Origin of the sequence: Streptomyces scabichelini (genome assembly GCF_011045015.1) — a bacterium.
Classification (GTDB): domain Bacteria; phylum Actinomycetota; class Actinomycetes; order Streptomycetales; family Streptomycetaceae; genus Streptomyces; species Streptomyces scabichelini.
In genome coordinates, this window is record NZ_JAAKZY010000148.1 from 1 (window position 1) to 25,915 (window position 25,915).

Genomic DNA, 25,915 nt, shown 5'->3' on the forward strand with positions numbered 1-25,915 from the left:
CCGGCCCCCGTTGGCTGCCCGGCCCCGCCCTCGGCTCCTTCCTGGCCGCCGCCACCGTGCTGCGCACCGACGCGTTCCGTGCCGCGGGCGGCTTCAGCCCGCGCCTGTGGCTGGGCGGTGAGGAGGAACTGCTCGCCGCGGACCTGGCGGCGGACGGCTGGTGGCTGGCCTACGCCGAGGAGCTGACGGTCCATCACAGTCCGTCGCGTGTACGGGACCCCACGCTGCGCCGCACCCAAGGCATCCGCAACACCCTGTGGTTCACCTGGCTGCGCCGCCCGGCCCCCGCCGCGCTGCGCCGCACTCTGCATCTGGCCCGTACGGTCCCCCGCGACCGGGCCTCGCTGCGGGCCTTCGGCGAGGCGGCCGCCGGGCTGCCCTGGGTCCTGCGCGAGCGGTCCGTGGTGCCGCCTGACGTCGAGGCCCGGCTGAAACTGCTGGAGCACTCCCAGCGTCACTCGACGGCCCGCCGGTACACGGGCTGAGCTGGCGGTTACGCGCACCTGCCGGATCATGCGCCCGCGCATGGAACCCGAACGTGCGGGGTACTCGCGAACGCTGTACGCGACCGGTCAGAGAGGAGAGTCCCGTGGCTCACACGACCGTTCAGGAGGTCCTGCACGCCCTGAAGGGCGCTACCTTCCCGGCGGACAAGGACGAGCTGCTGCGCGCGGCACGGGTCGCCGGCGCGTCGGACGAGGTCCTGACGGCGCTGCGCGGCGTACCGCCGGAGGAGTACACGAACAAAGAGGACGTCGCCCGCTCCGTGCGCGTGGATCCGGACTCCGACCTGAACCTCAGCGCCTCCCAACGGGCGGAGCAGGCGCGTCAGGGCGGAAAGCCGGGACAGGCGCAGCGTTTGCGTTCCGTGGAGAAGCCGCCGGTGGAGGACGAGCTGGACCGTTGACGAGGCGAAGCCTCACGATCGAGTGAGGCTTCGCCTCGTAACAGGATCGGGCGTTCCGGGTCAGCCCGCGCTCTCCGGGCGTTCGCCCTTGGGGCCGCGGCCGCGTTCCGTGCGGGGTCCCCGGCTGCGCCAGTCCTCTTCCTCCCGCAGCGTCTCGTTGGCTTCTTCGTTGGCATGCTGGTCGGGGGTCCCGGCCCCCTCCGCGTCCTTGCGCAGCCTCGCACGCCGGGTGTCGTACTTCTTGCTTCCGGGCTCGGGCACGTCGATCACCTCCAAGAGTGATCAAGAGTGGTTCAGAGTCGCGGCTTGGTCTCGAAGCGCGGCCCCTGGTCCGGGGCGTCGGCTCCCTGTAGTTCGGTGACGAGGTGGTGGACGGAGACCAGGTCGTGCAGCAGTGTGCGGGTCTCCTCGGCGGGCAGGTCGGCGGCCCGGGCGACGTCCTCCACGTAGACGCCTTCCCCGCCGTGTTCGCGCTCGGCGTCCACGAGTGCGCGGAAGACCTGCTCATGCTCTTCGCCGTAGTCGGGACGGCCGCTCGGGTAAGGCGTGCTTTCCGGCGTCTGCCCCAGCTGGCCGTACGGCTCTGCGGGCTGCCGCTGCTTGCCCCGGTGTACCGGGGCCGTTCGCTCTTCGTGGGAGAGCGATGTGCTGTGCGGCACGTGCGTACGCTGCTTCGAGCCACCGGTGGTCTGCCCGCGCGCACTGGGCGCTTCATCGGACTTGTGTGCCCGGTGCGCCGCCGCGCGCCGCTGGTCCTCGTCGCCTTCGACCTTCTTGCGGACCATGAGAGTTCCCTCCGGTAAGGCCGTTCAGCCCGCGCTGCCCGCGAACAGGATCTCGGCGAGGTCGTCGTCGAGTGCGGGGCGGATCTGTGTCGCCAGCGTGCCGTCGGTGGCCTCGGTCGCGACCTCGATCACACAGCGGGCTTCGTGCAGGGCCTTGGGATAGGTGGTTCCGGCGCGCTGCGCGACCCGGGTGAAGAACTCCTCCCGGTCCATCCGGATGCCGGTGTAGGGCTCGCCCGGTGTGTACGCCACCCGGCGCAGATGCTCTCCGACCTCCTGCGGCAGCTGGGCCGCGGCCTTCTCCGCGACCGATGCCGGAACGCGTTCGGCGAGGGTCTCCAGGCTGGCCCGGGTGGCCCTCTCGGCCGCACCGCGGCTGTCCAGCCGGGCGCGGGCCTGAACCTGACCGATAAAGGCGTCGTGCTGCATGGTTCACCTCGCTTCGTTGCCGTTCACCCTGGACGGGTTACCCCCGGCTTTGCCACGAAACGCTGTGGTTTGCCCGCCGTGCAACGCCGCGAGTTCTCGACCGGTGACGCAAGCGAACTGGGCGTCATGGAGGGAGACCTGGTCGAGGTGTCCACGCCACGCGGCTCCGTGCGCGCCAAGGCCCGGGTGAGCGGTATCCGTGACGGAGTGCTGTTCCTTCCGTTCCACTACGGCTACTGGGACATCGACGAGGGGCAGGAGCCCGACGAGGCCCACGGCCGGGCCGCCAACGAGCTGACCCTCACCGACTGGGACGCCGCATCGAAGCAACCCCTCTACAAGACCGCCGCGGCCCGCCTGCGCCGTGTCCGGGCGGAGGACGGCAGCCCCGCCCCGGCTCCGACGACGGGCGCCTCCGCGCCGCTCGGTTCCGGAGTGCGCGAGACACGGGGTGGGCCGGCGGCGGAGGCCGATGAGGACGTACGCGGCACGCCGACGGGAGGCGACATATGAAGATCGGTCCGGTGCTGCGGGACCTGCACCACGACGAGCGTGAACTGGCCCGGGAACTGCTCCACACCGCCGAACGGCACAAGACCTCGCACGACATCCACCACCTCGCACTCGACCTCGCGGCCTGGTCCCGGCGGCACATCCGCGAGCTGGCCGAACTCGCCGAGCGCTACGACGTCGCCCTCGACCCGGAACCCGACGACGGACCGGGACCGGTCGGCCGGCTGCGCGAAAAGGGCAGCGAGATCATCGGCCGTCGCAGCGAGGCCGGCCGTCGCAAGGACGAGGGACTGGTCCTGCTCCGTGATCTGAGAGGGATCTGTCAGCGGGCGTCCGCGGTCTCCGTCGACTGGGAACTCGTGGCCCAGGCCGCCCAGGCCGCCCAGGCCACCTCGGACGACCGGCTGCTCGACCTCGCACAACGATGCCATCCCGACACCTTGCGCCAACTCCGCTGGGCGAACGCCGAGTTGAAGGAGATCTCACCCCAGGTGCTGACGAGCTAGACCCGAGCTTCAGCAGGCAGCGTGGAAGAAGGCAGAAGATGCCACGCTCGAGCAGACCCGTCGCCCGGGCCGAGGCCCTCAACTCGCTCACCATCGTCGCGGCGGGCTGGGTACTGATCTCTTCCTGGGCGCTGGGCTTTCCCTCGGACGCCGGCGTGGAGCAGGCCCGTCTGAACGAAGCCCTGGTGGGAGTGGGCGTGTTCCTGGCCGCCCTGACCCGCCGGCACCGGCCGTTCGGCCGACGCCCCTCCGTCGTCCTCATCCTGGCGCTCGGGGTCTGGCTGGTGATCGCGCCCTACGTGCTGGGGTACGGGCAGAGCGACACGAACGACGTGGCCCGCGCCAACGATCTGGCCGCCGGGCTGGTGATCGCCGCGCTGGCGACCGTGACCCTGGTGGTGTCCGCCCGCGGGCGGAAGGACGGCGGATCCACTCCGTCCGGACCACCCGGACCACCCGGACCACGCCGTACAGGAGGCATGGGCAGCACCGCCGCGGGCTGACCGCACCGACGACCGGGCTCAGACGCGTCCCGCCGCAGCTGCCAGCTCCCGTACGGGATGCGACCAGGCGTCCGGCACCGGCCAGGGAAAGGTGTGCGCTCCAGGCACCTCGATGTACCGGCCGTCGGGGACCAGGTCCGCGAGCTGCCGGCCCCACCGTGCCGTACTGATCCGGTCCTCCCGGCCGCGGATCACCAGCAGGGGAACGCGCAGCCGGGCGACGGATTCCTCCAGCTTGTCGGCCCGGTGCACCAGTGCGATGTGCAGCATCCTGCGGATTCCGGCCCGTTTCCATTCCGGGCGGTGGGACTCGCTGAGCCCGGACGGTTCGTGGCGGGAGTCCAGCCGCCACCGGAGCAGCAGCCGCGGCAGGCTTCTGGCGATGGGGTCGACGGTGGGACTGGCCAGCACGACACCCACGACGTCCGGGTGTCCCACGGCGGCGCGGGCAGCGACCTGAGTGCCGCTGGAGTGCCCGACGAGGATCACCCGCCCCAGGTCCCGGTCGCGCAGCCAGTCGGCGACACAGCTGCCGAACTCCCGGACGTCCAGCTCATGCGGGGGATCCCCACTGCCCGCGAACCCGGGCAGCTCCACCAGATGGGCCCGGGTCCACTCACCGAACGCCGCGAGTCCCGGCAGCAGATAGTCGGACACGCCCATGCCCTGAACGAGTACGACCTCGGGCACCGACGGCTGCTTCCGGCCGACCGCACGGCTGCGCATCCGCCCGAAGCCGCCGTCGTAGTACGTGATCTCGGTGTGCTCCGGGAACTCCGGGGTGTCCTGGTCGCGAGCGTTCATGGCCGGTCGTTCTTCCTCCGTCTTCCTCCGTCTTCCCCCGCCGGGCGGTCACGGTCAGCCGCCCGTCGGGCCCAGGGTCTCGACGCGCGGCGGCAACGGGGCCGCCGTGGCCGGGAGATGAGTGAGGAACTCGTCCAGTTCGCTCAGGCCCAGGGGGGAAGGCATCGGATACCGCTCGGGCAGCGCCGCGAGCGCCGGTCGATGTCGCATCGTGGCACCGAAGTCCCGCGGGTAGGCGCCCTCGTCCACGCCGAGGGTGCCGCCGCTTTCGAGCGCGTACCGCTCGGCCACCTCGTGCCACTCCTCCACCGGCACCTGGCCGACCGAACGCAGGCCGTTGGAGAAGAGATTGACGTCGATGTGCTGGTACGGCTCGGCCCCGCCGAGGTAGCTCTCCAGCAGTTCGAGGGAGGACCTGGCGGTGAACTGCAGCCAGAACGGCACCGCGCCCAGGCGCAGCGTCCAGTGCGGCTCCCACTGGTTGTACGTCTCGACCAGCAGCCGTTCGGCGGGGATGCCGCGGCGGCGGTGCCACCAGCGGTACAGCTCCGCGATCGTCGGGCTCAGGTGCTCGGGTTCCGCGAGGGTGATGCGCCGCACCCGGTGGCCGCACCGTGCCGCCACATCGGTGATGTCCTTCGTCAGACCGTCGTCGTAGCCCCACTCGGCCTCGGGCTGCTGCTCGTCCGCGGGCGGTGCCTCCCAGCGGCGTACCGGCGCGTGCTGTTCGGCGAGATGCTCGGCGACCCGGTCGCTTCCTGTGACGTACTCGTCGGGCGACATGCCGCCCAGGGCGCCGAACTGGAAGCTGTGGCGCTCACCGAGGACGGTGACGGGCCAGGTCAGGGTGCAGTCCACGATGAAGATCGTTGCGCCGGGCGCCAGCCGCTCCTCGAGGAACCGCTCCAGCGTCGGCCCGAGCCGCCGCCGTTTGAAGCGGAAGTACTGGAAGCGGACGAGCATCGCCCGGTCCTGGCTCGGGTCGTGCATATGGCACAGGGCGAGGTCCGGGTTGCTCGCCACCATGCTCCGGCCCAGTTCCAGACCCGCCGTGAGCGCGGCCCGCGGGCGGTCGGGGTCGACCTCGGCCCGTACGGGAACCAAGTAGGTCTGCGGCAGCACGGAGCACCCATCGCGGCCGCGAGGTGCACGGCGGCACCGCTGACGGAGCCGATGAAGACGGCGGGATACGGGCCGGGGCCGTACTGGTCGACGGTCCATGAGGCCATGTCCTCACTCGTGAGCCTGCGGACCCGGGACACGCGCGAGCTCTGGAACCGTCCCGCCGTGACGAACAGCCGGCGTTGCGCCCAGGAGGGCAGTGCCGAGGCGAGCCCCGCCAGGTGCGGGGATGCGGGCCCCACACCGAGTGCCCGGAAGTCGCGCCCCCGCAGGAACCTGCTCACCGCACGGACGGCCGCGACGGAGGAATCGAAGTCACAGAGCGTGCGGCTCACCCGCCGGCGATCTCGCACAGGGGCCTCCTCGGTTCGGACGGGTGGGATGCCGGGTTCCCTGCACGGGGCGGCGTTAACGCTTCGGGCATGCCACACCGTTTCGGCCACCCGCTGCCGGCCTCGTCAGGTGTGCCCGCACTCTCGCGGGGTACTGCGGCGCGCATGGCTGGAATCGAACTCAAAAGCACCGCATTCAATGATCACGCCATGATCCCGGACCGCTACGCCAAGCAGGGCGAGAACGTCTCACCGCCTCTGACCTGGTCCGGAGTACCCGACGAGACAGTGGAGCTGGCTCTTGTGTGTGAAGATCCGGACGCGCCTTCGGGCACCTTCGTCCACTGGCTGGTGACGGGCATCGATCCGCGCAGCGAGGGACTGGACGCCGACGAGAAGCCACCCGGCGGCCACCAGCACAGGAACGGCTTCGGGGAACCGGGGTGGGGTGGTCCTCAGCCCCCGGTCGGCGATGAGGCACACCGCTACTTCTTCCGGCTGTACGCGCTCCCGGGACCTGTCTCGATCCCGGACGACGCCAAGGCCGAGGACGCGCACAGTGTGCTCGACCGTCAGCAGCTGGCCAGCGGCACACTGGTCGGGCTCTACCAACGCTGAGGCGTGGCTCCTCGGGCCCACGGCCCGAGGAGCCTCACGGTCCGAGTGGTCCGAGTGGTCCGAGTGGTCCGAGTGGTTGGAGCCTCATGGTTCCGTCCACCGGCACAACAGCCGCAAGACCCCGAACAGCGTCAGCGGCCACAGCGCGGCGAAGGCCCAGATCACGACCGGCTCGGAGGTACGGATACCCGCCACCATGAGGACGACCGACACCGCCACCAGAAGCGCGACGGTCGGTACACGGGGCTGATAACCGGCGACCCGCGCGGGGTGCAGCCGTCGCTTGATCCGTAGGGTGCGCAGCCTGCGACGCAGCCGTCGGTCGCGTCGCAGGTCCGCTTCCATCTCTTCCAGAATGCGCTGTTCGCGATCGGGGAGTCGGCCTGTCGCCATGTTCGTTCCCTCTACGACGGGTGGTGCTCGGTGACCACGGGTGCCCCACGCTCCGCCGAACTAACCGGAGGGACGCGCAGACCGGAGGGCCGTCGCGGAGATCGCCTCGACGAGATCGTCCATGCCGTCCGGGGAGGGCGCCGCCACGAACTCGCTCCGGCTCTGCCGGGCCGCCACCCGCCCGGACGAAAGGCACCAGTCCCACCAGCGGTCCAGCCGGCGGGTGTCCAGCCGCTCGGCGGGAATGAGGGCCGGCCACGCGAGGGCCCTCGCCTGAGCCGTCAGCTTCGCCCCACCGGCGACCGGATCAACCGCCAGCGCCGGGATTCCGGTCCGCAGCGCGAGCACCAGCCCGTGCAGACGGTCGGTGACGACACAGTCCAAGCGGACGAGTACGGACTGGAACTGCTCGGGTGTCGAGTTCATCCGCCAGTCATGGGTGTCGAGTCGCGTCTCCAGCTCGACGCATGCACAGTCCTTTCCCGCGAGCCACCGCGTCACCGTCTCGGCGACCTCCCCGTGCCGCCGACGAGAGCCGTACTCCTGCTGCCCGTGCGTGAGGATCACCCCGACGACGGGCGTGGGGTTGCCGGCGGGAGCACCCGCCGAGAGGTCCCGCACCGGTTCCGTACCGGGAGCATCCCGCGGCAGGACCAAGTGGAACCCGGTCACGGCAGGATCGATGGGATCGACCACGGAGGTGCCGACCGCGATGCGCCTGCATGCCCCGAACTGCCGGTGCAGCCGGGCCACTTGAGGGCCATGAAGCGGCCCGCACACGAACACCAGATGGGAGTACGCATCCGGCTGTACGTCCTCCAAGTGCAGGGCCCCGGGCCGGAAGCCGGGGCTCCACACCGTGTCGTACGGCAGCTCTTCGCGGGCCAGCACGTCCTCGACCCGCCGCAGAGCGAGTACGTCACCGGCCGTGGCCTCTCCGTCCCGGAAGCTGAACCACCCGGTGAGCAGGATCCTGTGCGCGGTCACGACAGCCCGTGCAGTACGTCGAGCACCTCGTCGTCCGTCACCTGGTCGAACTCCTCGTACCAGAGCCCGACCGCCATGAACGTCGCGGGCTCGTGCAGACAGACGACGTCGTCCGCCTCCTCCCGCACCAGACGGGCCGCCTCCGGCGAGCACACCGGCACCGCGAGCGTGACTCGGGCGGGATCATGGCGCCGTACGGAACGCAGGGCGGCGAGTGCGGTGACTCCGGTGGCCACGCCGTCGTCCACCACCACAGCCGTACGGCCCGTGAGTTCCGGGATCGCCAGGCCCTTGCGGTAGAGCTGTTCCCGCCGGTGCAGCTCTTCCCGCTCCCGCTCCACTATCGGTTCGAGGGCCGCCTTGCTCAGCCCGAGACGGTCCAGCGCCCGCTCGTCGAACAACGGTTCATCCTCCCCGGCGATCGCGCCGACACCGAGCTCCGACTGGAACGGCGCTCCGATCTTGCGGGCGACCAGCACATCCAGCGGGGCGTCGAGTGCCCGGGCGACCTCACCGGCCACCACCACACCGCCCCGCGGAAGGGCGAGAACGACCGGATCGGGCAAGGCCCCCTCGTCCCGCTGTGCGAGCAGTCGTTCGGCCAGGGCCGCACCGGCCTGCCTTCGGTCACGGAATCGCATGAGGTCCACTCCTTCCGCCCCTTGAGTGCGTCCTCCCTGGTGGATGCGGAAACCGGGACCGCCGAGTACCCCCGCGATCGTCGGCCATGCGGCAGGAAGCGCCCACCCTCCTTCGGCGCGACTCGATTGGTGTGGCCCACAAGGGGTAGCCGCACAGCAAGGGAGAGAGCCCCACTCGCCCCCTCCACGCCACTACGGACGCACGTGCGCACACCCCGAAGGGGTTGGGGACGATGGTGGAGCATCCGAACTACGGCCTCCGGGAACGGACGCTGAGCGGCAGCACGGTCATCGAGCTCTCCGGAGAGCTGGACCTGCTGGCCACGACCGAGCTGATGACATCCCTCGACGCCGTCTGCAACACCCAGCCCCGCCACCTGGTACTCGATATGCGGCAGGTCACCTTCCTCGACTGCAGCGGCCTGTCCCTGCTCTGCCGGGTCCGCAACCGGCTGCGGGGCGAGCGGAGCCGACTGCTCCTCGTACTCGACGACGCGCGCCACAAACGCCTGCTGCGTCTGACCCGGCTCTCGGACAGCTTCGACATCGTCGCGGACCTGGCGTCCGCCTTGGCCGGGCCCTCTCCCCACGGACCGGCAGGCGCCCGCAAGGACGACATCGCCTGACGCGCAAGGACGACATCGCCTGAAACGACGACATCGCCCGAGGGGCTGCACTCCGCCGCGCTGCGGCTACGCCTCGTGGGCGTCGGCCCGTGCGACGGGCAGCAGCGTACGGATGTCCGGCGGCAGGACGCTCGCCACCTTCTCCATCTCCTCGGGCGCCACCGCCGCGTCCAGGACCTCGAAGACCGCGACCGCTTCCCGCAGTGCGACGTCCTCGGGCACGCCGGCGCGCCAGGCGACCCGGCCCGCGAACACCGTCAGATCGAAGCGCTCGCCGGCGCCTCGCCGCTCTTGACTCCTGTCGGCCGAAGAGGCCCTCTCCCGTATCGACTCGGCCAGGTCCGAGGGCAGCTGCGCGGCCAGATGGTCGGCCAGCCCTTCGGGTATGCGCTCCGCCAGCGTCGACAGCACCGCCCGCGTCGCCTGCTCGGCGGAGCCCCGGTCGGGCAGCTCAGCCCGCTCCCGAACCTTTGCGATCAGCTCGTCGTGCCGCATGGTTCCCGACTCCTCTGCGTACGTGGTGCCCGTGTTCCTCCGGAATGTCGGCGGACACGTACACCACGCGAGTGTCCCTGAAGCAGCCGAATACACGGCCGTGCGGCGTCGAAGGCCGAAAGAAGACCCGGACCACCGGACCGCAGGGCCGGACCGCAGGCCCGGACTGTCCTCAGCGGCCGTCCAGGAGTCCCCGTACGAACGCGGCCTGGCCGACGTGCTGCAGGTCGTCGGAGACGACGCTGACCAGGCGGACGCCCAGGGTGACGGGTGGGGACCAGGTCTCGTCGACGACGCGGTCCAGCCCCTCGTCGTCCAGGTCGCGCAGGAAGGCCAGCGTCTGCTCGTGGACGGCGTCGTAGTAGCCGATCAGAAGGTCGCCCGAGTCGACGCGAACCTTCGCGACTTTCTGTGAGGTGTGGCCGTATCCCGTGTCCCTGCGGGGGAGGCCGAGACCGAAGCGGTCCGCCCAGTCCTGCGACAGCCAGACCTGTTTCAGGCCGGAGGCATCGGCGACATGGTCGTCCTGGACGCGGGTGAGATGCCAGACGAGCCAGGTGATCGAGTTGGCGTCGCCGTCGGGGCGGGCGTTGAGTTCGTCCGCGGAGAGTCCGTCGACGACGGCGTGGACCTCCTCCTGGATGCGACCGTACGCGTCGACGAGAACGTCCTTGGCTTGCATGGGTTCCTCCACGCTCTGCGCGGGCAGCTGACCCTGCCAGTGTTCCCGTGAGAGCCCGCCCACGCGCGTCAGAGCCAGCCGGAATACGGCTCTTCGCGGAGCTTGAACACGGGCTCGCGGCGCACCGGGTCCGCGGCCGTGGCGAGCTGGACGCGGTCGCCGACGCGGATCGCGATGAGCGGGCCCAGTACCCGGCCCCGCACGGTGAACCCCTCTGCCAGCTCGACGAGGGACACATTGCGGGCGGCGGGGGTGTTGCGCTGGACGATGGCGGCGTGGCGTACGACGCCCAGGCCCGCGCTGCGTTCCGTCCGCAGGTCGCTGCCCGCGCAGACCGGGCAGAGCAGCCGGTGGAACATGGCGGTACCGCACCAGCGGCAGCGCTGGTAGAAGAGCCCCTCTTCGGACTGGCTCGTGGTCGTCGGCGTCTCCGCGTCGAGCACGCCCGCCGCGGTCCGGCTTCCTGGGTGGAACACGATGTCATCTCCCTGCACTCGGCCGGAATTTGATGTGCGCGAACCTGATGTGCGCCGTGCACTGAACCCAGCGTATGGCACGCAGTGCCACCCGTAAAGGCACTCAGTTCCCTCAATCCGGAGGATGTTCCAGCGTGCTCTCGATCTCCTGGACCACTCGCCACATCGGCGCCCCGCGCCGGGAGACGACCACGACGACGTCCTCGGCGGGATCGGGTCCGGGGCCCGGGGTGAAGGTCCGCTGCACATGGGCGAGCGCGTGGTCGACCTCCGCGGTCGCGTCACTCTGGCCGTCCGAACGCAGCCACGACCGCAGCCCGTTGTTGTGCGCCGCGACCACGGCCGCGGCGATCACATCGGCCCGCAGTGTTCCGTCGGGCTGCCCCGCGAAGCGCCCGCGCAGATACTCGGCGAGCGCCCGCTCGTACCGCCAGACCACCGAGAGTTCGTACGCGCGCAGCCCCGGGACCTTCTTGGTCAGGCGGTAGCGCTGGACGGAGAACGTCGGGTTCTCCGCGTACATGCGCAGGACGAGCCGCGCCGCGTCGCAGACCCGCGCCACCGGGTCCCCTTGGTCGCCGCCCTTGCTCAGGTATGCGGTCATGTCGGCCAGGCAGCGCTCGTGGTCGGGGAAGACCACGTCCTCCTTCGACGGGAAGTACCGGAAGAAGGACCGCCGTCCGACCCCGGCGAGCGCCACGATGTCGTCGACGGTGGTCTGTTCGTACCCCCGCTCCAGGAACAGCTGGAACGCCGCCGCGACCAGCGCGTCCCGCATCGGCGGCTTCGGAACCCTCATGTGCCGAAACCTAACATCGGGCAGGACGAATGGCACTCAGTGCGCTCCATGTGGGGAACGCGGTGCCATGTGTCGCGGTGCGGCGCTCGACCGGCTCAGCGTCCGTGTCGCCCGCTGTTGCCGTCCACCAGGGCCTGGGCGACGACGCGTACGCCCCGGGCGATGTGGTTCAGCTGTGTGAGCTCGGCGGCGTACAGCTTGATGGTGTGCTCGATGACGGACTCCGGCATCCCGAGGGAGGGCAGCTCGGCCCGCGCGCTGTGCAGCGCGGTGCGGACGACCCGTATCTCCTGCTGGAGCTGGATCTGCGCGTGGCGGGCGAGGAGAACGGGCTCGCGGATCAGCAGCGGATAGCTGCCGTAGCGGTCAGGCACCAGTTCGCGCAGCCACTTGGCCGCCGATCGTTCCCAGTCGCGGTTGCCGGGCGTCTTGACCTGGCGGGGCCAGTCCGTGCTGATCGGTGAGTACGTCAGGGACATCGTCATCGCTTCCGAGGTGGCCGGGGGCGGTTCGGGGGACTCCCGATCAGCGAGAAGTATTCATATATACCGTCGGGTACGCAAGCGAATGAAAAAATTCATGTGAAGGTCCCGCTGAATACGACTGAATCACCCCTTGTGCAAGGAGATCGCCGCCTTCTGGCGGACCTCAGTCCTTGAGGAAGAAGGCGTGCTGCTCCGCGCCCTGCTCGTACTCGTCGAGGCGGGCCTGCGTGCGCTCGGGATCCGCGTCGGTCATGGCCTGGAGCAGGGCCGCAGACATCACGACGGGCGCGGCGTAGGAGTCGAAGACGAGGCGCGAACCGGTGCCGGAGGCGAACACCACGTCGGCCTCGTCGGCCAGCGGTCCGAGCGCCAGGTCCGTGATCAGGGCGACGCGCAGGCCCGCGCGCCGGGCGACCCGCAGGGCCGTCAGCGTCTCGTGCGCGTGCCGGGGCATGGAGAACGCCAGCACCCAGGTCCCGCCCGCCTCACGCGACTGCAGCAGGGCGTCGTACGCGACACTGCCACCCCGTGTCACAAGCCGGACGTCCGGGTGGATACGCCGGGCGGCGTACGCGAAGTACTCGGCCAGCGAGCCGGAGATCCGCAGACCGAGGACCGTCAGCGGCGTCGACTGCGACAGCGCGCGGCCGATCTCGATCACCTGCTCAGGATCACCGAAGTCGCGCCGCAGGTTCTCCAGGTTGTCGATCTCGGCGTCGACGGCCGCCTGGAGCTCGTTCGGGCGGGCCTCCTCGGCGGCGTCGGGCGCGGACGCGAGCGTGCTGAGCGCGATCGACTGGAGGCGCTCCCGCAGCGCGGGGTAGCCGCTGAAACCCACCGCCGTCGCGAACCGTGTCACCGAGGGCTGGCTGACACCCACCCGCTCGGCGAGGTCCGTGATCGACAGGAACGCGGCCTCGGTGATGTGCTCGATCAGGTACTGCGCGATACGCCGCTGACCGGGGGAGAGCCGGGGCCCGTCGAACATCGCCCGCAGCCGTGACGTGGGAGCCGCCTCCGCCTCGGGCACCGGCTTCCCCGAGGTGATCGCGGACGCCTGCGCGCGTGCCTGCTGCGGCGATGGCACCGGTGCGCCTCCTTCGTCTCCCACAGTGGTTCAACATACAGCGAGCCATGAGGGACGGACGGTGATCCGCTTACACGTCCGGTGCGGCACCGCGCTTCTAAAGGAGGCCGCAGGCCCCTTTAGGGGCGCGGGGAACTGCGCGACAAGCCACAACGAACCCGCAGCTTCGAAACGAGCCGCAGCTTCGAACCGCAAAACCCAGCGGAGCGCTCTGGCATGATCGTACGCATGGCTGAACGCGTTATCGCCGCATGTGACGGGGCGTCGAAGGGAAACCCCGGCCCCGCCGGCTGGGCCTGGGTCATCGCCGACGCGACGGGCACTCCCGTCGCGTGGGAGGCCGGACCCCTGGGAAAGGCGACCAACAACGTCGCCGAACTCACCGCGCTGGAGCGGCTGTTGGCAGCCGTGGCCCCGGACGTGCCGCTGGAGATCCGGATGGACTCGCAGTACGCGATGAAGGCCGTCACGAGCTGGCTGCCCGGGTGGAAGAGCAAGGGCTGGAAGACGGCGGCGGGCAAGCCCGTGGCCAACCAGGACCTCGTCGTACGCATCGACGAGCTGCTGGAGGGCCGCTCGGTGGAGTTCCGGTATGTACCCGCGCACCAGGTCGGCGGGGACCCGCTCAACGACTTCGCCGACCGGGCCGCGAGCCGGGCCGCCATCGTCCAGGAGGCGGCGGGCAGCGAACAGGGATCGCCGGAGCCGCCCCCGTCCGCCGCAGCCAAGACCAAGACCAAGACCAAGACGGCGGCGTCCCCTCGGAAGCGCACCTCCGCCTCGTCCTCCCGCACGCTCAAGGCCAAGTTCCCCGGCCGCTGCCGTTGCGGCCGTCCCTACGCGGCGGGCGCGACGATCGCCAAGAACCCTGATGGCTGGGGCCATCCGGAGTGCCGCACGGAGGCGTAGCCCTCCGGCGGCTCGGCTCGCCCCCCGCCTCTCTGGGATGCGAAACCCGCCACCGGCGGTGACCCTGGACAGGTGGGGGTGAGCTGATCAGGAGGATGCCTCATGTCCATGATGGACAAGTTCAAGAGCATGCTGAAGGGCCACCCGGAACAGACGTCCAAGGGCGTCGACAAGGCCGGCGACTTCGCGGACGACCGGACCCAGGGCAAGTACAGCACCCAGGTCGACACGGCCCAGGACAAGCTCAAGGACCAGCTCGGCGGCGAGGGTCAGGACCGACCGCCGCAGTCCTGATCACGGCTCCTCGTGGCCCTGGGGCGACGTCCGTCTCCCGGGGCGACGGGGGCCTTTCCTTGTCCATGCCTGCGGTAACGAAGCCTGCCGTAACTATGCCCGCGGTAACGGCCAGTTTCGGCCGCCGTGTGGATCACATGACCAGAACTCCTGTTGTTCCAGCGAGCTGTGGGGCTGTGCCATGGTGGTGCGACAGCGGAAGCAGGAGGGGGCGCTGCGTCCATGGCAGGCACAACGAGACTCGCCCCGCATTCGTCCCGCCGCCGTGCCGTCATGGCGGCGGCTTCCCTCGTGTTGTTGCTCGTCGGTCTGCCCCCCAGCGCGGCACCGCTTCAGGCGAATCCGACGCCCGTGCGTGTGAGCCCGGCGCCTGTGCCGGGCAGCCCGGCCGCGGCGACGTACCGGATCGGCACGTTCAACATGGCGGGCGGCAACTCGAAGTACGGGACGGCGGGCGACGAGGCGGCCGACGACTTCGTACGCACCATCAAGGAGCGCGAACCGGCCTTCGTGACCATCCAGGAGGGATGTCGCGACTGGACGGAGCGGCTCGACAGCCGCCTGCCCGGCTACTCGGCGGTGTTCGACACGGTGGTGCCGGAGGTGGGCACCCCTGCGCGGTGCTGGCACGACTCGGAATTCGGCAACGCCATCCTGTACCGCGACGACCTCGGCTTCACCCCTCCGACGGGCGGAGGACACGACCTGGGTTCACCGGCCGGTCGCGAACAGCGCGAAATGCTCTGCGTACGCTCGCAGACACGGCGCCTCGCGGTGTGCACGATCCACATGTCGAGCGGTTCCGCTCCCAAGCTTCAGGAAGCCCGCCGGACCGAGGCCGCCGAGGCGAAGCGCCTTTTGAGCACCACCTACCGCGGCTACAAGAAGTTCCTCATGGGCGACATCAACACGACCCCGGATGCCGCGCCGACCGACAGCTTCTATCACCGCGGCTACGGGGACGGGGCGACGGGAGAGTTCAAGGAGGCCGACAGTCCCTGCGGCAACGACATGAACAACTGGACGGTGCCCTGCCGGGCAGGTGAGGCGACCTTCGGCCTGAACAAGATCGACTACCTCTTCGTCCCCCCGTCCGTGACGGTCAACCGGGCGGAGACGGTGCACAGCGACTACTCCGACCACGATTCCCTGTGGGCGGAGGTCGTGCTCTAGCCCGTAGGGCAGGTGTTCCGGTACTCGCTGATCTGCAGGTTCGGTGTCGGGGCCGGGCACAGGAACTGCTCGTAGCGGGTGTCCTCGTCGACGAACCGCTTCAGCCAGGCGATGCTGTACTTCGCGATCGTCGTGTTGGGGGAGACCGCCACCAGGTGGCCCTGGCTCCTCAGCTCCAGGTACGCCTTCTCCGGTGCGGAGGTGAGGCTGTCGTAGAACGGCTTCGCGTGCGAGGCCGGCGACGCGATGGCGTCGTTCTGGGCGCCCATGATCATCGTGGGTACCCGGTCACCCTGCCAGGTCTTGTCGTTGTTCCAGGGCATGAGCGGAACGGCGGCCTTGATCGAAGGACGCAGCTCCGAGGCCTTGAGCGAGCCGCCGCCGCCCATCGAATGACCCATCACCGCAAGGCGGTTGGGGTCGATGCGGTTCTTCACGGAACTGCTCTGGACGAGGAAGTCGAGTGCGTTGACCAACTGGGTCGCCCGGGAGTCGGGCTGGTCGCTGACGGAGTTGGTCTCCAGGGTCAGTACGACGAAACCCTGGGACGCGAGGCGGGGGCCGTACCAGCTGATGACGGCCTCAGGCGACGCGAACCCCGGGCTGATGGCCACGGCTCCGAAGGTGCCCTGGCTGGTGTCGGTGGGGTAGTAGGCGGTCCCCCTGTTGAAGGTGGGCCCGTCGACCGTGGTCTGGGCCGTGGCGAAGGGGCCGCGCTCGGCGGTGATGGACTGCTCGGTGGGCGCGGGACCCCGTTGGAAGTCCCCGGGTCCGGCCTCCGCCTGCTGGGGGAGGAGGCTCGCGCCGGTCACCGCCAGGGCGGCGGCGCCGGAGAGCAGTCCGAGTCGTTTCGCGGTGCGGGTGCTCGCATGTCTCATGCGGCTGAGCATGCTGACAGAAGTTCAGTACCGCTTCTCGCTCAACTGCTGAATTCTGAACGGGATTTTGTCAGGGGAGCGAGAAACGCGTTGCTGACCTGCTGCGCAGCGCGAGCTGCGCGTCGAACCGGAACGCCGGGTCGTCGAGCCGGTCGCCGTACAGCGCGGCCAGCTGACGCAGCCGGTTGCGGGCCGTCTGCGGATGGATGCCCAGCGCGGCGGCGACCTCCGGGGCCGTACGCCCGGTGGAGGCGAGCAGTGCGTCGAGCGTGTCCGTGAGGCGTTCCGCCTTGCCCGGCGGCAGAGCTCGCAACGGCTCGAGTACCTGGTCGGCCAGGAGACTTCCGATCGGGGAACCGTGCAGCAGGTGCAGCTCCGAGAGATGGTCCTCGGCGCTGGACCGGCCCAGACGCCGTGCCAGCCGGGCACAGTGCAGCGACACCCAGGCCTCCTCCAGGGGGACGGCCGGGCCCACCGCGGCACCGGTTCCCTGAAGGACCGTCAGCAGCCGTTCGTCGGGCACCACAAGGTGCAGCTCATCGCCCCTGGTCAGCCGCAGGACGTCCGCATCGAGCCCTGCCACCTTGACGGAGGCGGGCAGCAGTACACAGCGGACCCGCTCCGGCAGCGGCCAGGCGGCCCTGCGGGCGAGGTCGGGCAGTGGTTCCGCGAGCGGATCGCGGCGGCGCTCGAGGAGCCGTGCCGCGAGCAGACGACGGCTGCGCAGGACGTCGTCGGCGGCGCCGGCCCGCGCCTCCTCGAAGCCCGCCACCGACTCCCCGGCCATGGCGTGGATGTGCGTGAGGACGGCCTCGCTCAGCGGAACGGCGATGTCCCCCGGCAGTGCGGCGTCCCGCGCCACGTCCGCGTAGCGGCGGCACGCCACCCGGGCGCCGATCCGGTACGCGGCCTGCAGCCCGTCCATGCCGCGCCCGCTCAGGTACTCCAGCCTGCCCAGCCTTCTGAAGCGCGGCACGTAGTGATGCTGCGGCGCGTCCGGCTCCTCGACCAGATCGGTGAACTGCGTGGCGGCCAGACGCACCGCTTCGGCGAGGTCGCGCGCGACGGCGGAGCCGATCGGCTGCCGGTAGCCGTGTACCTCCCGGCGGATCGCCTGCACCATCTCCGTGGTGAGCTCCGGAAGCCGGGTGCGCAGCACCGGGGCGAGGGCCGGAGGCAGATCGTGCCACGGGCGCCTTGATAAAACGGGCTCGGCAGCTGACACGTGGCAACTCCCTTGCTAGGCGCTCCGCTTGACGTGCGGTCATGAACCTGCGGGTCCGTTGTGGCTTGTCGCGCCCCCACGGCGGAGCCGTATATGTAACAGCCCCGCGCCCCTTAAGGGGCGCGGTACAGCAGCGCACTTCACCGAATCCGTCTAGCAGGAGCGGGTGAGTCCTCGTGGTTCGGAGTGTAAGGCGGATGACAGTTATCGCGTGCGCTCGCGCGCGAAATCTGGCGTACGTCACAGGAGTCCCTCATGCTTGTTCAGCCCCACGGGAATCCACGGGAGGCACCTTGACCCTCGCGAACGCACAGGACGCCGATCCGCTCCCGGGTGAGATGCGCCGGATGCTGCTGCGGCAGATGCCGGCCGTCGTCGACGAGATGGAGAAGGCCGTACGCTCCGGGCTGCCGGACTACACGCATATCGCCGACGGCACGGACGGCTTTTCGGTACGTCAGGTCATCGACCGGACGGTGAGCTGTTTCGTCTCGCTCCACGACGTGACCCGGCCGAGCCCCGCCGCCACCGCCGAGCTCGTCTCCCTGTACGAGGCCATCGGCGCCCAGCACGGCCGCCTCGGCCACCCCCTCGACATGCTGAGAGACGCGCTCGACCTGGGAGGACGGGTGGCGTGCCGGCGGCTCATCGAGGACGCGTACCGCGAGGGCTGGCCGGAGTCCGTCCTTGCGACGATGACCGAGGACGCCTTCGAGCTGATGAGTACGGCCATCGCGGCGGCCTCGCGCGGGTACGCCGGCGTGTGCGGCCGTGACCCGGTCGACGTACAGCGGGACCGGCTGCGGGACGCACTGGTCGCCGATCCCGGGCAGGGGCCGCGGCCGCTCGCCGAGCTGGCCGCGGCGGCCGGCTGGCAGCTGCCGCGCACCCTCGCCGTGCTCGCCCTGCCGCCGGGGGACCACCCGCAGACGCATGTCCTGCCGCCCGAGGTGCTCGCCGACCGCGGCCCCGCCGCTCCGTACCTCATCCTGCCCAACCCCCGTGACCCCGGCCCACGTTGGCTGCCGAAGGCCAAGGGTGGGGCGCTCGGGCCCGCGGTGCCCGTGGACCAGGGCGCGGTGTCGTTGCGCTGGGCGCGGCGCGCGCTGGATCTGGTCGAGCGCGGGATGCTGCCCGCGGACGCGCCGCTGCGCTGCGTCGACCACGTGGCCGCCCTGTCCGCGTTCCAGTCGGGCGACCTCCTCGAAGCCGCCGCGACGACCCTCCTCGGACCGCTCCTCGAACTGCCGCCCCGCCGCAGGGAGCCCCTCCTCGAAACCCTGCTGGTCTACCTCCGCTGCGGCGACAACGCCGTCCACACCGCCGAACGCCTCCACGTCCACGAACAGACGGTCCGCTACCGCCTCCGCCAGATCACCCAGCTCACCGGCGGCACCTGCCCGGACCCCGAACGCCACCTGGAGACCATGCTCGTACTGACCTGGCTGCTGTCCCCAGGAACCGACTGACCGCCCCTCGCCCCTGGTCAGGGCAGTTCGGCACGTCCCTTCGCCCCTCGGTCGCGCAGCCAGCGGACCACCCCGTCGGCGTCCGCGGCACGGGCGATGTCGAGCGGGGTCTTGTCGTCGTAGCCGATCCAGTCGAGGTCGGCGCCGTGCGCCAGGAGGTATTCGGCGGTGGCCAGCCGGCCGCCGTGGCAGGCGCCCCAGAAGGCTCGGGTTACGGCGTCGTGGCCGGCCGGTTCCTGGTCCGCCGGCTCGAGGTCGGCCGGCTTGTGGTCGCCTTCCTGGTTCGCCGGCTCGAGGCCGACCGGTTCGGCGGCGGTCGGTGCGAGGCCCTCGACGAAGACCTTCACCCGGTCGAGCAGGCCGAGCGTCGCGGCGTCCTCAAGCGTCGTACGCGCCCCGAGTTCGACGAGCCGGTACGCCGCCCGCCACTGGCCGAAACCGCGCGCGTCGGCGAGCGGGGTGCCGCCACCGATCACGGCGCCCGCAGACTCGATGTCGGCGCCCGCCCGGACGAGCGCGTCGAGCATCGGGACGTCGTTGCTGCTCGCCGCCCAGTGCAGCGGGGTCTCGGAATGGGCTCCTTCGAAACGGGCGTTGGGATCCGCGCCCGCCGCCACGAGCATGGCGACGACCGCGGGACCGTTGGGGAAATGACCGGGCCAGTCCGCGGCGATGTGCAGCAGGGTGCGGCTCCCGGGGCCACAGCCGTGCTCGACGATCCGCGCTACGGCCAGCCCGGGATGCTCGGCGAGGCACTGCCGGAGCGCCGGCAGATCACCGCCGCGAATCGCCTCGGTCACCGCGAGGGCCAGCGGGTCCTGCGAGTCGAGCGTCTCCATCACACGTCTCCTGCCCGGCGCCGGAACCATGCGCCCTGAGCTGAGCCTGCCAGAAAACCTCCAGCCCGTGGCGCCGGACTCCCGACGAGCCCGGCGCCGCGCATCCCTTGTCCGATCGGCTATCCGCTCAACCCGTTGGTGCAGGCAGCCCCCGGCTCCGGGGTCTGCGCGCCCTGCACGTACTTGGTGAAGAACTGCTCGACCCGCGGATCGGACGCCTTGTCGACGGTGAGCTGCTTGCCCCAGGCCGACAGCATGACGGTCCCGGACTGGTCGTCGACCGGGCTCATCAGCGTGTAGGGCGTCTTGTCGACCTTGTCGGCGAGACGCTGCACATCGGCGTCCGCCGCCTTGTCGTTGTACGTCACCCAGACCGCCCCGTGCTCCAGAGAGTGCACCGCGTTCTGGTTCGGGATCGCCTTCTTGTAGACCGTGCCGTCACAGGTCATCCACGCCTGATCGTGGTCGCCGCCGACCGGCGGGTTCATCGGGTACGACACGGCCTTCGTGACGTGGTTGCGGCCCAGCTTCTTCGCGTCCCAGGACTTCTCGCCCTTGACGGGCTTCTTCGCGGCCGCGTTCTTCGCCTCCTCCTTGTCATTGACGTTGTCGAGGGCGTACGCGCCGAAGCCGACCAGCCCGGCGACGATGACCGTGCTGATCGTGATCGTGAGGATGCGGTTTCTGCGCTCGCGGGCCTTCTCCGCGCGCCGCATCTCCTCTATGCGCGCCTTGCGCGCCGCGGCGGCCGACTTCTTGCTGGTCTTGCTCATGCGGATATGTTCCTTGTCCCCGCCGCACGGGTCGGTCGAGCGGCGGTGGGTGCGGGATTGGACGGACGTCGTGGAAGGACGTCGGTCTAGATCCGCTGCACCTGGAGAACATGGAGATCCGGAGCAGCGCGCGCGGCCGGAAGAGCAGGGGAGTACGAAGCGGCGGCCGGTCGCGGCACGAACGGTACGCGGGCCAGGACCGCGGGCAGCGGCAGCGCCGCCACGGGCAGCACCGCGCGTATCTCGTGGCTCGGCGTGCCGCTGCACGCGTCGTTGTGCCCGGCGGGCGAGCCCAGCCGCTCCTCGGCCATGGAAGCCACGGACGCCACGGAATCGGGGGCGGCGACCAGGGGAGCGGCGGCCCGCTCCTCGCGGTCGTACATCCCGCACCCCAGACACATCACCAGCGTCGCGAGCAGCAGGGCCAGGGCAGGGCAGAGCGCCGCGCGACCTGTGGCGCGGAGTCTGTGCTGCGGTGTCCGGCTGCTCATCACGGTGATGTTATGGGGTGCCTGTGACAGTGCTTCGCGGGCCCCGGGCCTACGCGTAGGGTCAGGCCCTGACCTGGACGAGTGCGTGCGTTCCGCTCGTACGCCAGGTCTCGCCGCTCGCGTCCAGCTCCGCCACGGTCCGGGGTCCAAGACCGGTGGCGACGTCCGACTTGAGAGTGCGCAGCGCGGCGACCGGGCCCGGGAAGTGGTCGGTGACCTCGGCGAAGGGGATGGTGGCCGGCCAGTGCCGGTCGCCCACCAGGCGGCGGTAGTTGAGGTCGCCCTTCATGATGGTGAGGACGGCGGACGCGAAGTCCTCCCTGAGGTCGGCCGGCATGTGTGCGTAGGGGAGCGGTGCGCAGGAGAACGGGTGCGTACGCAGGATGAGGCGGCCGCTCGTGACGGCCTGCCGCAGCCGCTTGCCGATGTCCGTCGCGTACCCGGACGCGGCGGTCAGCCGGTCCAGGCAGGACAGGACGTCGGCGGTGGTGGCGTCGGAGACGTAGTACGGATACGGCTTGAGGTGCAGGACCACGGAGGCCGCCCGCCGCGTGGTCAGCAGGTGATCGGCGAGTACGAGGTCGGGGAGCAGCTCGGGCCCGGCGTTGTCGGCGACCAGGCAGACGGTGCCGGGCCGTGCGGTGGCCAGGATCTCCCAGAGCGCGGCGGAGTCGTCCACCACGAGACCTGGTACGCGCTCGCCCAACCCCTTGGCGCCCGCGGACAGTTGGAAGCCGAGATCGGCCCGGTTGCCCCAGAGCGAGGAGTGCAGGAGAGTGCGGTCCTGTTCCTCCACCGGGAGTTGGGGGAGCCGGTCGAGCGCGGACAACTCGTCGTCGACCTTGGAGCTCGCGAGTTCGGCGTTCTTGAACGGCGCGAAGGGGTCGACGCCCTGCCACGGGCCCGGCGTGAAGTAGCGCAGGGCGGCCAGGAGTTTGCGGTAGAAGAAGCTCTCCGCCCACAGGAACGGCACGTCCGGCCAGCGCTGCCCGTAGTAGGGCTCCTCCCGCCACTGCCCGGCACCCGGTTCGCGGTCGTCCAGCCGCTCGATCACTCCCTCGGTGATCTCCTCCAGGAGGACGTCAAGCGCGAGCTGCTGCTCGGGCGGATACGGCGTGGCCTGCCGCACGCGCTCGATGAGGGCGGGGTGCCGCTCGTCCAGCACACTCCGCGCGAAGGAGCCGGCGGTGCTGACAACGACAGGGGCGCGCTCGTCGGGCGCTGGGCTGGGACGCGTCATTCCTCCAGTGTGCAGTGTGGGGGTCAGCCCCAGCTCTGTGAGTACTGGTTGCGGTACTGCCTGCGTCCCCGTTCCATACGGATCTGGATCGCCACCAGTGCGATCAGGCTTCCGGCGATGACCAGCAGTCCCGGTCCGAGATTCCTGAAGTCCGCGATGCGCTCCAACGCCGACGACGCGCTGTCCGTCCCGCCCTCGGGCACCGTCTGCACCGGTCCCATGGCTCCGGGCGCGGCGGAGGACCCGCCGGGGGGCACGCCCGCGCCCGCCTCGTTGCCGGCGTCGTTGCCCGCTTCCGCGTCGTTGCCGGCCGAGGGGCTCGCCGCCTGGCCGCCCGAATCGGAATCACTCGCCAGCTGTACGCCCAGCCGGTCCAGCGCCTTGGTGACCGGCTGGAAGAACGTCGTGCCGCCGCTGTCGCAGTCCCCGTTGCCTCCCGAGGTGACGCCCAGCGCCAGGCCGTCGGCGAACATCGGGCCGCCGCTGTCGCCCGGTTCGGCGCACACCGTGGTCTCGATGAGCCCGGTGACCGTGCCCTGCGGATAGTTGACCGTCGCGTCCAGACCGGTCACCTCGCCGGACTGGAGCCCCGTGGTGCTGCCGCTGCGGAAGACCTCCTGACCGACGGCCGGATCGCCCGCTCCGGTGATCCGCACGCCCTCGCCGTTGCCGATGGCCACCACGTCGGGCCTGCTGGGTGCGGTACCGGTGTCGTACTGCACGAGGGAGAAGTCACTGCTGGGGAACTCCCCGTCGACGGTCGTCCCGACCTGCTGGGTGCCCTGCGGATCCGAGAACCAGGTGGTGCCCTCGGGCCCGCAGTGGCCCGCGGTCAGAATGAAGTCGGCCCGGCCGTTGGTGACGTTGAAGCCCGCCGAGCAGCGGCCCGCACCGGCGAAGAGCGGCTCGGCGCCGTTGAGACGGGGGGTGTACGTGCCCTCGATGCGCTCCATCCGTACGGACTTGCCGATACTCTCCGCGACCTTGGTCAGCCGTGACCACTCGTCGGCGGAGACGGTGCTGTCCGCGCGGACGACCACCTGGTTGTTGGCGTAGTCCATCGACCACGAGGTACCGGACACGCGGGGCGAGTCCTTCAACGTGGCGGTGGCGGAACGGAGTTCGCGCATGTCGTGGTCGACCATCTTGGCCTGGGCGCCCGCCTTGCGTACATCGGCCGCCGCCTCCTCGTCGGTCACCGCGACGACCGGGCGCCCGTCAGTCCCGATCCAGGTGCCCGCCGTACGCGAGGTGCCCAGCTCGGAGACGAGGCTCCGGCCCGTGTCGGCGGACCGGGTCACGGCGCCCGGACTCGCCGGCTCGTCCGGCGTCTCGCCCGCCATGGCGTTCGAGACCATCAGCCCTCCGCAGACCAGTCCGCCTATGGCGGCGAACCGTGCGAATCGCTGAACGTTCCGTCGTGCATGCCTCATCCATGGCTCCCGTGCGGCCGTCCTGACACAGCGTCACCCGTGCGAGCGCCCACGCAAGCTGAACGCCCTCCTTCAGTACGTGCCGACATACCGTCCGGTTCACCTGACCCGGCCGTTCTTCGGACTCGGCTGGAACCTGCCGGTCGGGCGCACGCCGAAGGGGCGGTGGACATGGGCTTGTTGCCGGAACAGCAACATGGCTCGCGCCGCCGCAGCCACGCCTTGCACGATCGAGTCGGTGGATCCCCGTTCCGAGGAGGACAGAGGGCATATGTCGCAGGTCTCCAGCCCGTACACACCGGCGGACGCACAGCACCGACTGGTGAATGTCCCCGGTGGCCGTATTCATCTTGTGGAGCAGGGGACCGGCCCGCTGGTCCTCCTGGTCCACGGCTTCCCCGAGTCCTGGTACTCCTGGCGCCACCAGCTTCCCGCGCTCGCCGCCGCGGGCTACCGTGCCGTCGCTGTCGACGTACGCGGGTACGGGCGTTCCTCCAAGCCGCACGACGTGTCGGCGTACCGGATGACGGCGCACGTCGAGGACAACGTCGCGGTGGTCCGTGCGCTCGGTGAGGAGACCGCCGTGATCGTGGGCCACGACTGGGGCTCGACCATCGCGGCCGACTCCGCCCTGCTCAGGCCGGACGTCTTCACCGCCGTGGGGCTGCTCGGTGTCCCGTACGCACCACGGAACGCCATCCGGCCGACCGACGCGTTCGCCATGATCGGCGGGGACGAGGAGTTCTACGTCAGCTACTTCCAGGAGCCGGGCCGGGCGGAGGCGGAGATCGAGCCGGACGTGCGGGGATGGCTGGCGGGCTTCTACGCCACGCTGTCGGCCGACACGATGCCCTCGGCGGGGGACGGCGGCGTCTTCTTCGTCCCCGACGGCGGACAGCTCTCCGACCGGTTCGTGAAGGACCGGCCGTCCTGGCTCACCGATGCCGAACTCGACCACTACGCGGGCGAGTTCGAGCGGACCGGCCTCACCGGAGCGCTCAACCGCTATCGCAACGTCGACCAGGACTGGGAGGACCTCGCCGACTGGGACGGAGCCCCGATCACCCAGCCGTCCCTCTTCATCGCCGGCGAGAAGGACGCCTCGATCGCCTGGCTGGCCGACGCCGTCAAGGCGTTCCCCACCACCCTCCCCGGCCTGGTCTCCTCCCACCTCCTCGAAGACTGCGGCCACTGGGTACAGCAGGAACGTCCCGAGGAGGTCAGCCGGCTGCTGGTCGAATGGCTCGGCTCGCTCGACCTCGCTGCTCGATGATCGTTACGGGGTGGGGATGCCCGCCGGGCGGGCCGGGCGGCCGAGGCGGACCGGGACGCCGGGGGAGTACAGGACGCTGACCGGGGCGTCGCTCGGTGCGGGGAGGCCGGCCGCCGTGATGAGGGTTTCCTCGCAGGTGACCAGCTCGGCGCGGTACAGGGGCCAGCGGGGGTGGTGGTTCGGCAAGTACGCCACCGATTCGGCGCCGCCGAAGAAGGCGTTGTGCATGCCCCAGCGTGCGGTGAGGAAATGCTCCAACTCGGTGGGCTCCTCGATGCGTTCACCGGTCCGTACGGTGATGCGGCTGTACGCGCCGCGCGGGCCGGGCCAGCGGCGGGAACTGGCGTACGTGACGGTGTCGCCGGCGGCACGCACGGTCATCCGGGACCACAGGTACGGCAGCCGGAAGCCGGCGCGTCCCATCACCACCGGGATCAGCCGTGAGGCGTCCATCGACCGGAAGACGACACCGCGCCGCCCGTGCGCGTCCACCGAGTACAGGCGCACGTTGGTCTCCGGAAAGGTCCCGAGATACGGCACTCCGGGCAGTCGAAGCCACCCGACCCGGTGCATCCGAAAGGCGACGAGCCCGACGTACGTCACCCCGTCATGCGTGTCGGGAACAGTCCCGCTCGGCAACAGCCCTGCCACGACGTCCGGTTCGACGGCCCAGTGGATGAAGGCCAGGTCGAGCCACTGCTGGGTGAGGAGGGGAGTGCGTATCGGGG

At 70.5% G+C, this 25,915-nt stretch carries 34 protein-coding genes; 12 read left to right on the top strand and 22 right to left on the bottom strand.

The genetic code is table 11. From position 1 onward, the window contains the following. Both G5C60_RS34605 and G5C60_RS34610 read left to right on the top strand, forming a co-directional pair. Window positions 1-485 (top strand): glycosyltransferase family 2 protein (locus tag G5C60_RS34605; protein ID WP_420907438.1); only part of this gene is annotated, 485 nt, incomplete at its 5' end. Window positions 486-589: 104 nt separating this feature from the next. Then, window positions 590-907: a DUF2795 domain-containing protein gene (locus G5C60_RS34610; protein ID WP_165265204.1), complete on the top strand. Its 318-nt coding sequence runs from the start codon at window positions 590-592 to the stop codon at window positions 905-907. A 60-nt stretch (window positions 908-967) separates the two neighbouring features. Here G5C60_RS34610 and G5C60_RS34615 read toward each other — a convergent pair whose 3' ends face one another. From G5C60_RS34615 to G5C60_RS34625, 3 genes are read right to left on the bottom strand one after another with little or no spacing between them, the layout of a single operon-like run. After that, window positions 968-1,168 carry a hypothetical protein gene (locus G5C60_RS34615; RefSeq protein WP_165265206.1) on the bottom strand — a complete coding sequence of 67 codons (201 nt, stop codon included), beginning with the start codon at window positions 1,166-1,168 and terminating at the stop codon, window positions 968-970. A 32-nt stretch (window positions 1,169-1,200) separates the two neighbouring features. Further along, window positions 1,201-1,692, bottom strand: a complete 492-nt coding sequence (locus tag G5C60_RS34620) for a hypothetical protein (protein WP_165265208.1) — start codon at window positions 1,690-1,692, stop codon at window positions 1,201-1,203. Between the two features lie 24 nt (window positions 1,693-1,716). Continuing rightward, window positions 1,717-2,121 carry a DUF2267 domain-containing protein gene (locus tag G5C60_RS34625; RefSeq protein WP_165265210.1) on the bottom strand — a complete coding sequence of 135 codons (405 nt, stop codon included), beginning with the start codon at window positions 2,119-2,121 and terminating at the stop codon, window positions 1,717-1,719. A 78-nt stretch (window positions 2,122-2,199) separates the two neighbouring features. Here G5C60_RS34625 and G5C60_RS34630 point away from each other — a divergent pair, with 78 nt between their 5' ends. The 3 genes from G5C60_RS34630 to G5C60_RS34640 are packed head-to-tail and all read left to right on the top strand — an operon-like array spanning window position 2,200 to window position 3,643. Then, on the top strand, window positions 2,200-2,634 hold the full coding sequence (locus G5C60_RS34630; protein WP_420907439.1) for a molybdopterin dinucleotide binding domain-containing protein: 435 nt from the start codon (window positions 2,200-2,202) through the stop codon (window positions 2,632-2,634). After that, window positions 2,631-3,140: a hypothetical protein gene (locus tag G5C60_RS34635; protein WP_165265212.1), complete on the top strand. Its 510-nt coding sequence runs from the start codon at window positions 2,631-2,633 to the stop codon at window positions 3,138-3,140. Before G5C60_RS34630 ends, G5C60_RS34635 begins: the two co-directional genes overlap by 4 nt. A 38-nt stretch (window positions 3,141-3,178) precedes the next feature. Next, the gene (locus tag G5C60_RS34640; RefSeq protein ID WP_165265214.1) at window positions 3,179-3,643 is read left to right on the top strand and encodes an SPW repeat domain-containing protein; all 465 of its coding nucleotides are present in this window, start codon (window positions 3,179-3,181) and stop codon (window positions 3,641-3,643) included. Between the two features lie 18 nt (window positions 3,644-3,661). Here the strand turns inward: G5C60_RS34640 and G5C60_RS34645 are convergent, their stop codons facing one another. Together G5C60_RS34645 and G5C60_RS34650 are read right to left on the bottom strand one after the other, a co-directional pair. After that, window positions 3,662-4,447 (bottom strand): alpha/beta fold hydrolase, encoded by a 786-nt coding sequence (locus G5C60_RS34645; RefSeq protein ID WP_165265216.1) that lies wholly within the window; start codon window positions 4,445-4,447, stop codon window positions 3,662-3,664. A gap of 54 nt (window positions 4,448-4,501) precedes the next feature. Further along, the gene (locus G5C60_RS34650) at window positions 4,502-5,569 is read right to left on the bottom strand and encodes a hypothetical protein (protein ID WP_165265218.1); all 1,068 of its coding nucleotides are present in this window, start codon (window positions 5,567-5,569) and stop codon (window positions 4,502-4,504) included. Window positions 5,570-6,066: 497 nt separating this feature from the next. On the opposite strand from G5C60_RS34650, the gene G5C60_RS34655 reads away from it, so the two are divergent. Continuing rightward, a complete protein-coding gene (locus G5C60_RS34655; protein ID WP_165265220.1) occupies window positions 6,067-6,519 on the top strand; it encodes a YbhB/YbcL family Raf kinase inhibitor-like protein in 453 nt (150 codons plus the stop codon). 84 nt (window positions 6,520-6,603) lie between these two features. On the opposite strand, the gene G5C60_RS34660 is transcribed toward G5C60_RS34655, so the two are convergent. The 3 genes from G5C60_RS34660 to G5C60_RS34670 are packed head-to-tail and all read right to left on the bottom strand — an operon-like array spanning window position 6,604 to window position 8,540. Then, window positions 6,604-6,912: a DUF3040 domain-containing protein gene (locus G5C60_RS34660; RefSeq protein WP_165265222.1), complete on the bottom strand. Its 309-nt coding sequence runs from the start codon at window positions 6,910-6,912 to the stop codon at window positions 6,604-6,606. A 60-nt stretch (window positions 6,913-6,972) separates the two neighbouring features. After that, window positions 6,973-7,899 (bottom strand): polysaccharide pyruvyl transferase family protein, encoded by a 927-nt coding sequence (locus G5C60_RS34665; RefSeq protein ID WP_165265224.1) that lies wholly within the window; start codon window positions 7,897-7,899, stop codon window positions 6,973-6,975. Then, window positions 7,896-8,540 carry a phosphoribosyltransferase gene (locus G5C60_RS34670; protein WP_165265226.1) on the bottom strand — a complete coding sequence of 215 codons (645 nt, stop codon included), beginning with the start codon at window positions 8,538-8,540 and terminating at the stop codon, window positions 7,896-7,898. The genes G5C60_RS34665 and G5C60_RS34670 overlap by 4 nt, the downstream gene beginning before the upstream one ends. Window positions 8,541-8,773: 233 nt before the next feature. Here G5C60_RS34670 and G5C60_RS34675 point away from each other — a divergent pair, with 233 nt between their 5' ends. Next, window positions 8,774-9,166: an STAS domain-containing protein gene (locus G5C60_RS34675; RefSeq protein ID WP_165265228.1), complete on the top strand. Its 393-nt coding sequence runs from the start codon at window positions 8,774-8,776 to the stop codon at window positions 9,164-9,166. A gap of 66 nt (window positions 9,167-9,232) precedes the next feature. Here the strand turns inward: G5C60_RS34675 and G5C60_RS34680 are convergent, their stop codons facing one another. The 6 genes from G5C60_RS34680 to G5C60_RS34705 all read right to left on the bottom strand — a co-directional run bounded on the left by G5C60_RS34680 (window position 9,233) and on the right by G5C60_RS34705 (window position 13,190). After that, window positions 9,233-9,661: a DUF2267 domain-containing protein gene (locus tag G5C60_RS34680; RefSeq protein ID WP_165265230.1), complete on the bottom strand. Its 429-nt coding sequence runs from the start codon at window positions 9,659-9,661 to the stop codon at window positions 9,233-9,235. A 172-nt stretch (window positions 9,662-9,833) separates the two neighbouring features. Beyond that, the gene (locus G5C60_RS34685; protein WP_165265232.1) at window positions 9,834-10,343 is read right to left on the bottom strand and encodes a mycothiol transferase; all 510 of its coding nucleotides are present in this window, start codon (window positions 10,341-10,343) and stop codon (window positions 9,834-9,836) included. A 68-nt stretch (window positions 10,344-10,411) separates the two neighbouring features. Continuing rightward, window positions 10,412-10,819 (bottom strand): Zn-ribbon domain-containing OB-fold protein, encoded by a 408-nt coding sequence (locus tag G5C60_RS51270; RefSeq protein WP_206440353.1) that lies wholly within the window; start codon window positions 10,817-10,819, stop codon window positions 10,412-10,414. A 112-nt stretch (window positions 10,820-10,931) separates the two neighbouring features. Continuing rightward, entirely contained in the window at window positions 10,932-11,597 is a 666-nt protein-coding gene (locus G5C60_RS34695) for a TetR family transcriptional regulator (protein ID WP_165265266.1), read from the bottom strand. A gap of 116 nt (window positions 11,598-11,713) precedes the next feature. Beyond that, on the bottom strand, window positions 11,714-12,097 hold the full coding sequence (locus G5C60_RS34700) for a hypothetical protein (RefSeq protein ID WP_206440351.1): 384 nt from the start codon (window positions 12,095-12,097) through the stop codon (window positions 11,714-11,716). A gap of 169 nt (window positions 12,098-12,266) precedes the next feature. Further along, the gene (locus tag G5C60_RS34705) at window positions 12,267-13,190 is read right to left on the bottom strand and encodes an SIS domain-containing protein (protein ID WP_165265238.1); all 924 of its coding nucleotides are present in this window, start codon (window positions 13,188-13,190) and stop codon (window positions 12,267-12,269) included. 216 nt (window positions 13,191-13,406) lie between these two features. Here G5C60_RS34705 and G5C60_RS34710 point away from each other — a divergent pair, with 216 nt between their 5' ends. From G5C60_RS34710 to G5C60_RS34720, 3 genes are all read left to right on the top strand, one after another. Continuing rightward, window positions 13,407-14,099: a ribonuclease H family protein gene (locus G5C60_RS34710; RefSeq protein ID WP_165265240.1), complete on the top strand. Its 693-nt coding sequence runs from the start codon at window positions 13,407-13,409 to the stop codon at window positions 14,097-14,099. A 102-nt stretch (window positions 14,100-14,201) separates the two neighbouring features. After that, a complete protein-coding gene (locus G5C60_RS34715) occupies window positions 14,202-14,393 on the top strand; it encodes an antitoxin (RefSeq protein ID WP_165265242.1) in 192 nt (63 codons plus the stop codon). 222 nt (window positions 14,394-14,615) lie between these two features. Further along, window positions 14,616-15,566 carry an endonuclease/exonuclease/phosphatase family protein gene (locus G5C60_RS34720; protein ID WP_165265244.1) on the top strand — a complete coding sequence of 317 codons (951 nt, stop codon included), beginning with the start codon at window positions 14,616-14,618 and terminating at the stop codon, window positions 15,564-15,566. On the opposite strand, the gene G5C60_RS34725 is transcribed toward G5C60_RS34720, so the two are convergent. Both G5C60_RS34725 and G5C60_RS34730 read right to left on the bottom strand, forming a co-directional pair. Continuing rightward, window positions 15,563-16,444 carry a poly(ethylene terephthalate) hydrolase family protein gene (locus tag G5C60_RS34725; RefSeq protein WP_165265246.1) on the bottom strand — a complete coding sequence of 294 codons (882 nt, stop codon included), beginning with the start codon at window positions 16,442-16,444 and terminating at the stop codon, window positions 15,563-15,565. The genes G5C60_RS34720 and G5C60_RS34725 overlap by 4 nt on opposite strands. A 70-nt stretch (window positions 16,445-16,514) precedes the next feature. Beyond that, complete coding sequence (locus G5C60_RS34730) at window positions 16,515-17,669, bottom strand: PucR-like N-terminal domain-containing protein (protein ID WP_478503706.1); 1,155 nt, start codon at window positions 17,667-17,669, stop codon at window positions 16,515-16,517. Between the two features lie 293 nt (window positions 17,670-17,962). Between G5C60_RS34730 and G5C60_RS34735 the strand changes: the two genes are divergently transcribed. Beyond that, window positions 17,963-19,138: a PucR-like N-terminal domain-containing protein gene (locus tag G5C60_RS34735; protein ID WP_165265250.1), complete on the top strand. Its 1,176-nt coding sequence runs from the start codon at window positions 17,963-17,965 to the stop codon at window positions 19,136-19,138. A 17-nt stretch (window positions 19,139-19,155) separates the two neighbouring features. Here G5C60_RS34735 and G5C60_RS34740 read toward each other — a convergent pair whose 3' ends face one another. The 5 genes from G5C60_RS34740 to G5C60_RS34760 form a co-directional block, all read right to left on the bottom strand. Further along, window positions 19,156-19,977 (bottom strand): ankyrin repeat domain-containing protein, encoded by an 822-nt coding sequence (locus G5C60_RS34740; protein ID WP_165265252.1) that lies wholly within the window; start codon window positions 19,975-19,977, stop codon window positions 19,156-19,158. Window positions 19,978-20,096: 119 nt separating this feature from the next. After that, complete coding sequence (locus G5C60_RS34745; RefSeq protein WP_165265254.1) at window positions 20,097-20,750, bottom strand: DUF3105 domain-containing protein; 654 nt, start codon at window positions 20,748-20,750, stop codon at window positions 20,097-20,099. 86 nt (window positions 20,751-20,836) lie between these two features. Further along, entirely contained in the window at window positions 20,837-21,241 is a 405-nt protein-coding gene (locus G5C60_RS34750) for a hypothetical protein (protein ID WP_165265256.1), read from the bottom strand. Window positions 21,242-21,302: 61 nt separating this feature from the next. Next, window positions 21,303-22,481, bottom strand: a complete 1,179-nt coding sequence (locus G5C60_RS34755) for a damage-control phosphatase ARMT1 family protein (protein ID WP_165265258.1) — start codon at window positions 22,479-22,481, stop codon at window positions 21,303-21,305. A gap of 23 nt (window positions 22,482-22,504) precedes the next feature. After that, window positions 22,505-23,914, bottom strand: coding sequence for a S1 family peptidase (locus tag G5C60_RS34760; RefSeq protein ID WP_165265260.1), 1,410 nt, complete (start codon window positions 23,912-23,914; stop codon window positions 22,505-22,507). 271 nt (window positions 23,915-24,185) lie between these two features. Between G5C60_RS34760 and G5C60_RS34765 the strand changes: the two genes are divergently transcribed. After that, the gene (locus G5C60_RS34765) at window positions 24,186-25,187 is read left to right on the top strand and encodes an alpha/beta fold hydrolase (RefSeq protein ID WP_165265262.1); all 1,002 of its coding nucleotides are present in this window, start codon (window positions 24,186-24,188) and stop codon (window positions 25,185-25,187) included. A gap of 3 nt (window positions 25,188-25,190) precedes the next feature. On the opposite strand, the gene G5C60_RS34770 is transcribed toward G5C60_RS34765, so the two are convergent. Continuing rightward, window positions 25,191-25,910: a DUF2071 domain-containing protein gene (locus tag G5C60_RS34770; protein ID WP_165265268.1), complete on the bottom strand. Its 720-nt coding sequence runs from the start codon at window positions 25,908-25,910 to the stop codon at window positions 25,191-25,193. Window positions 25,911-25,915 lie beyond the last annotated feature (5 nt).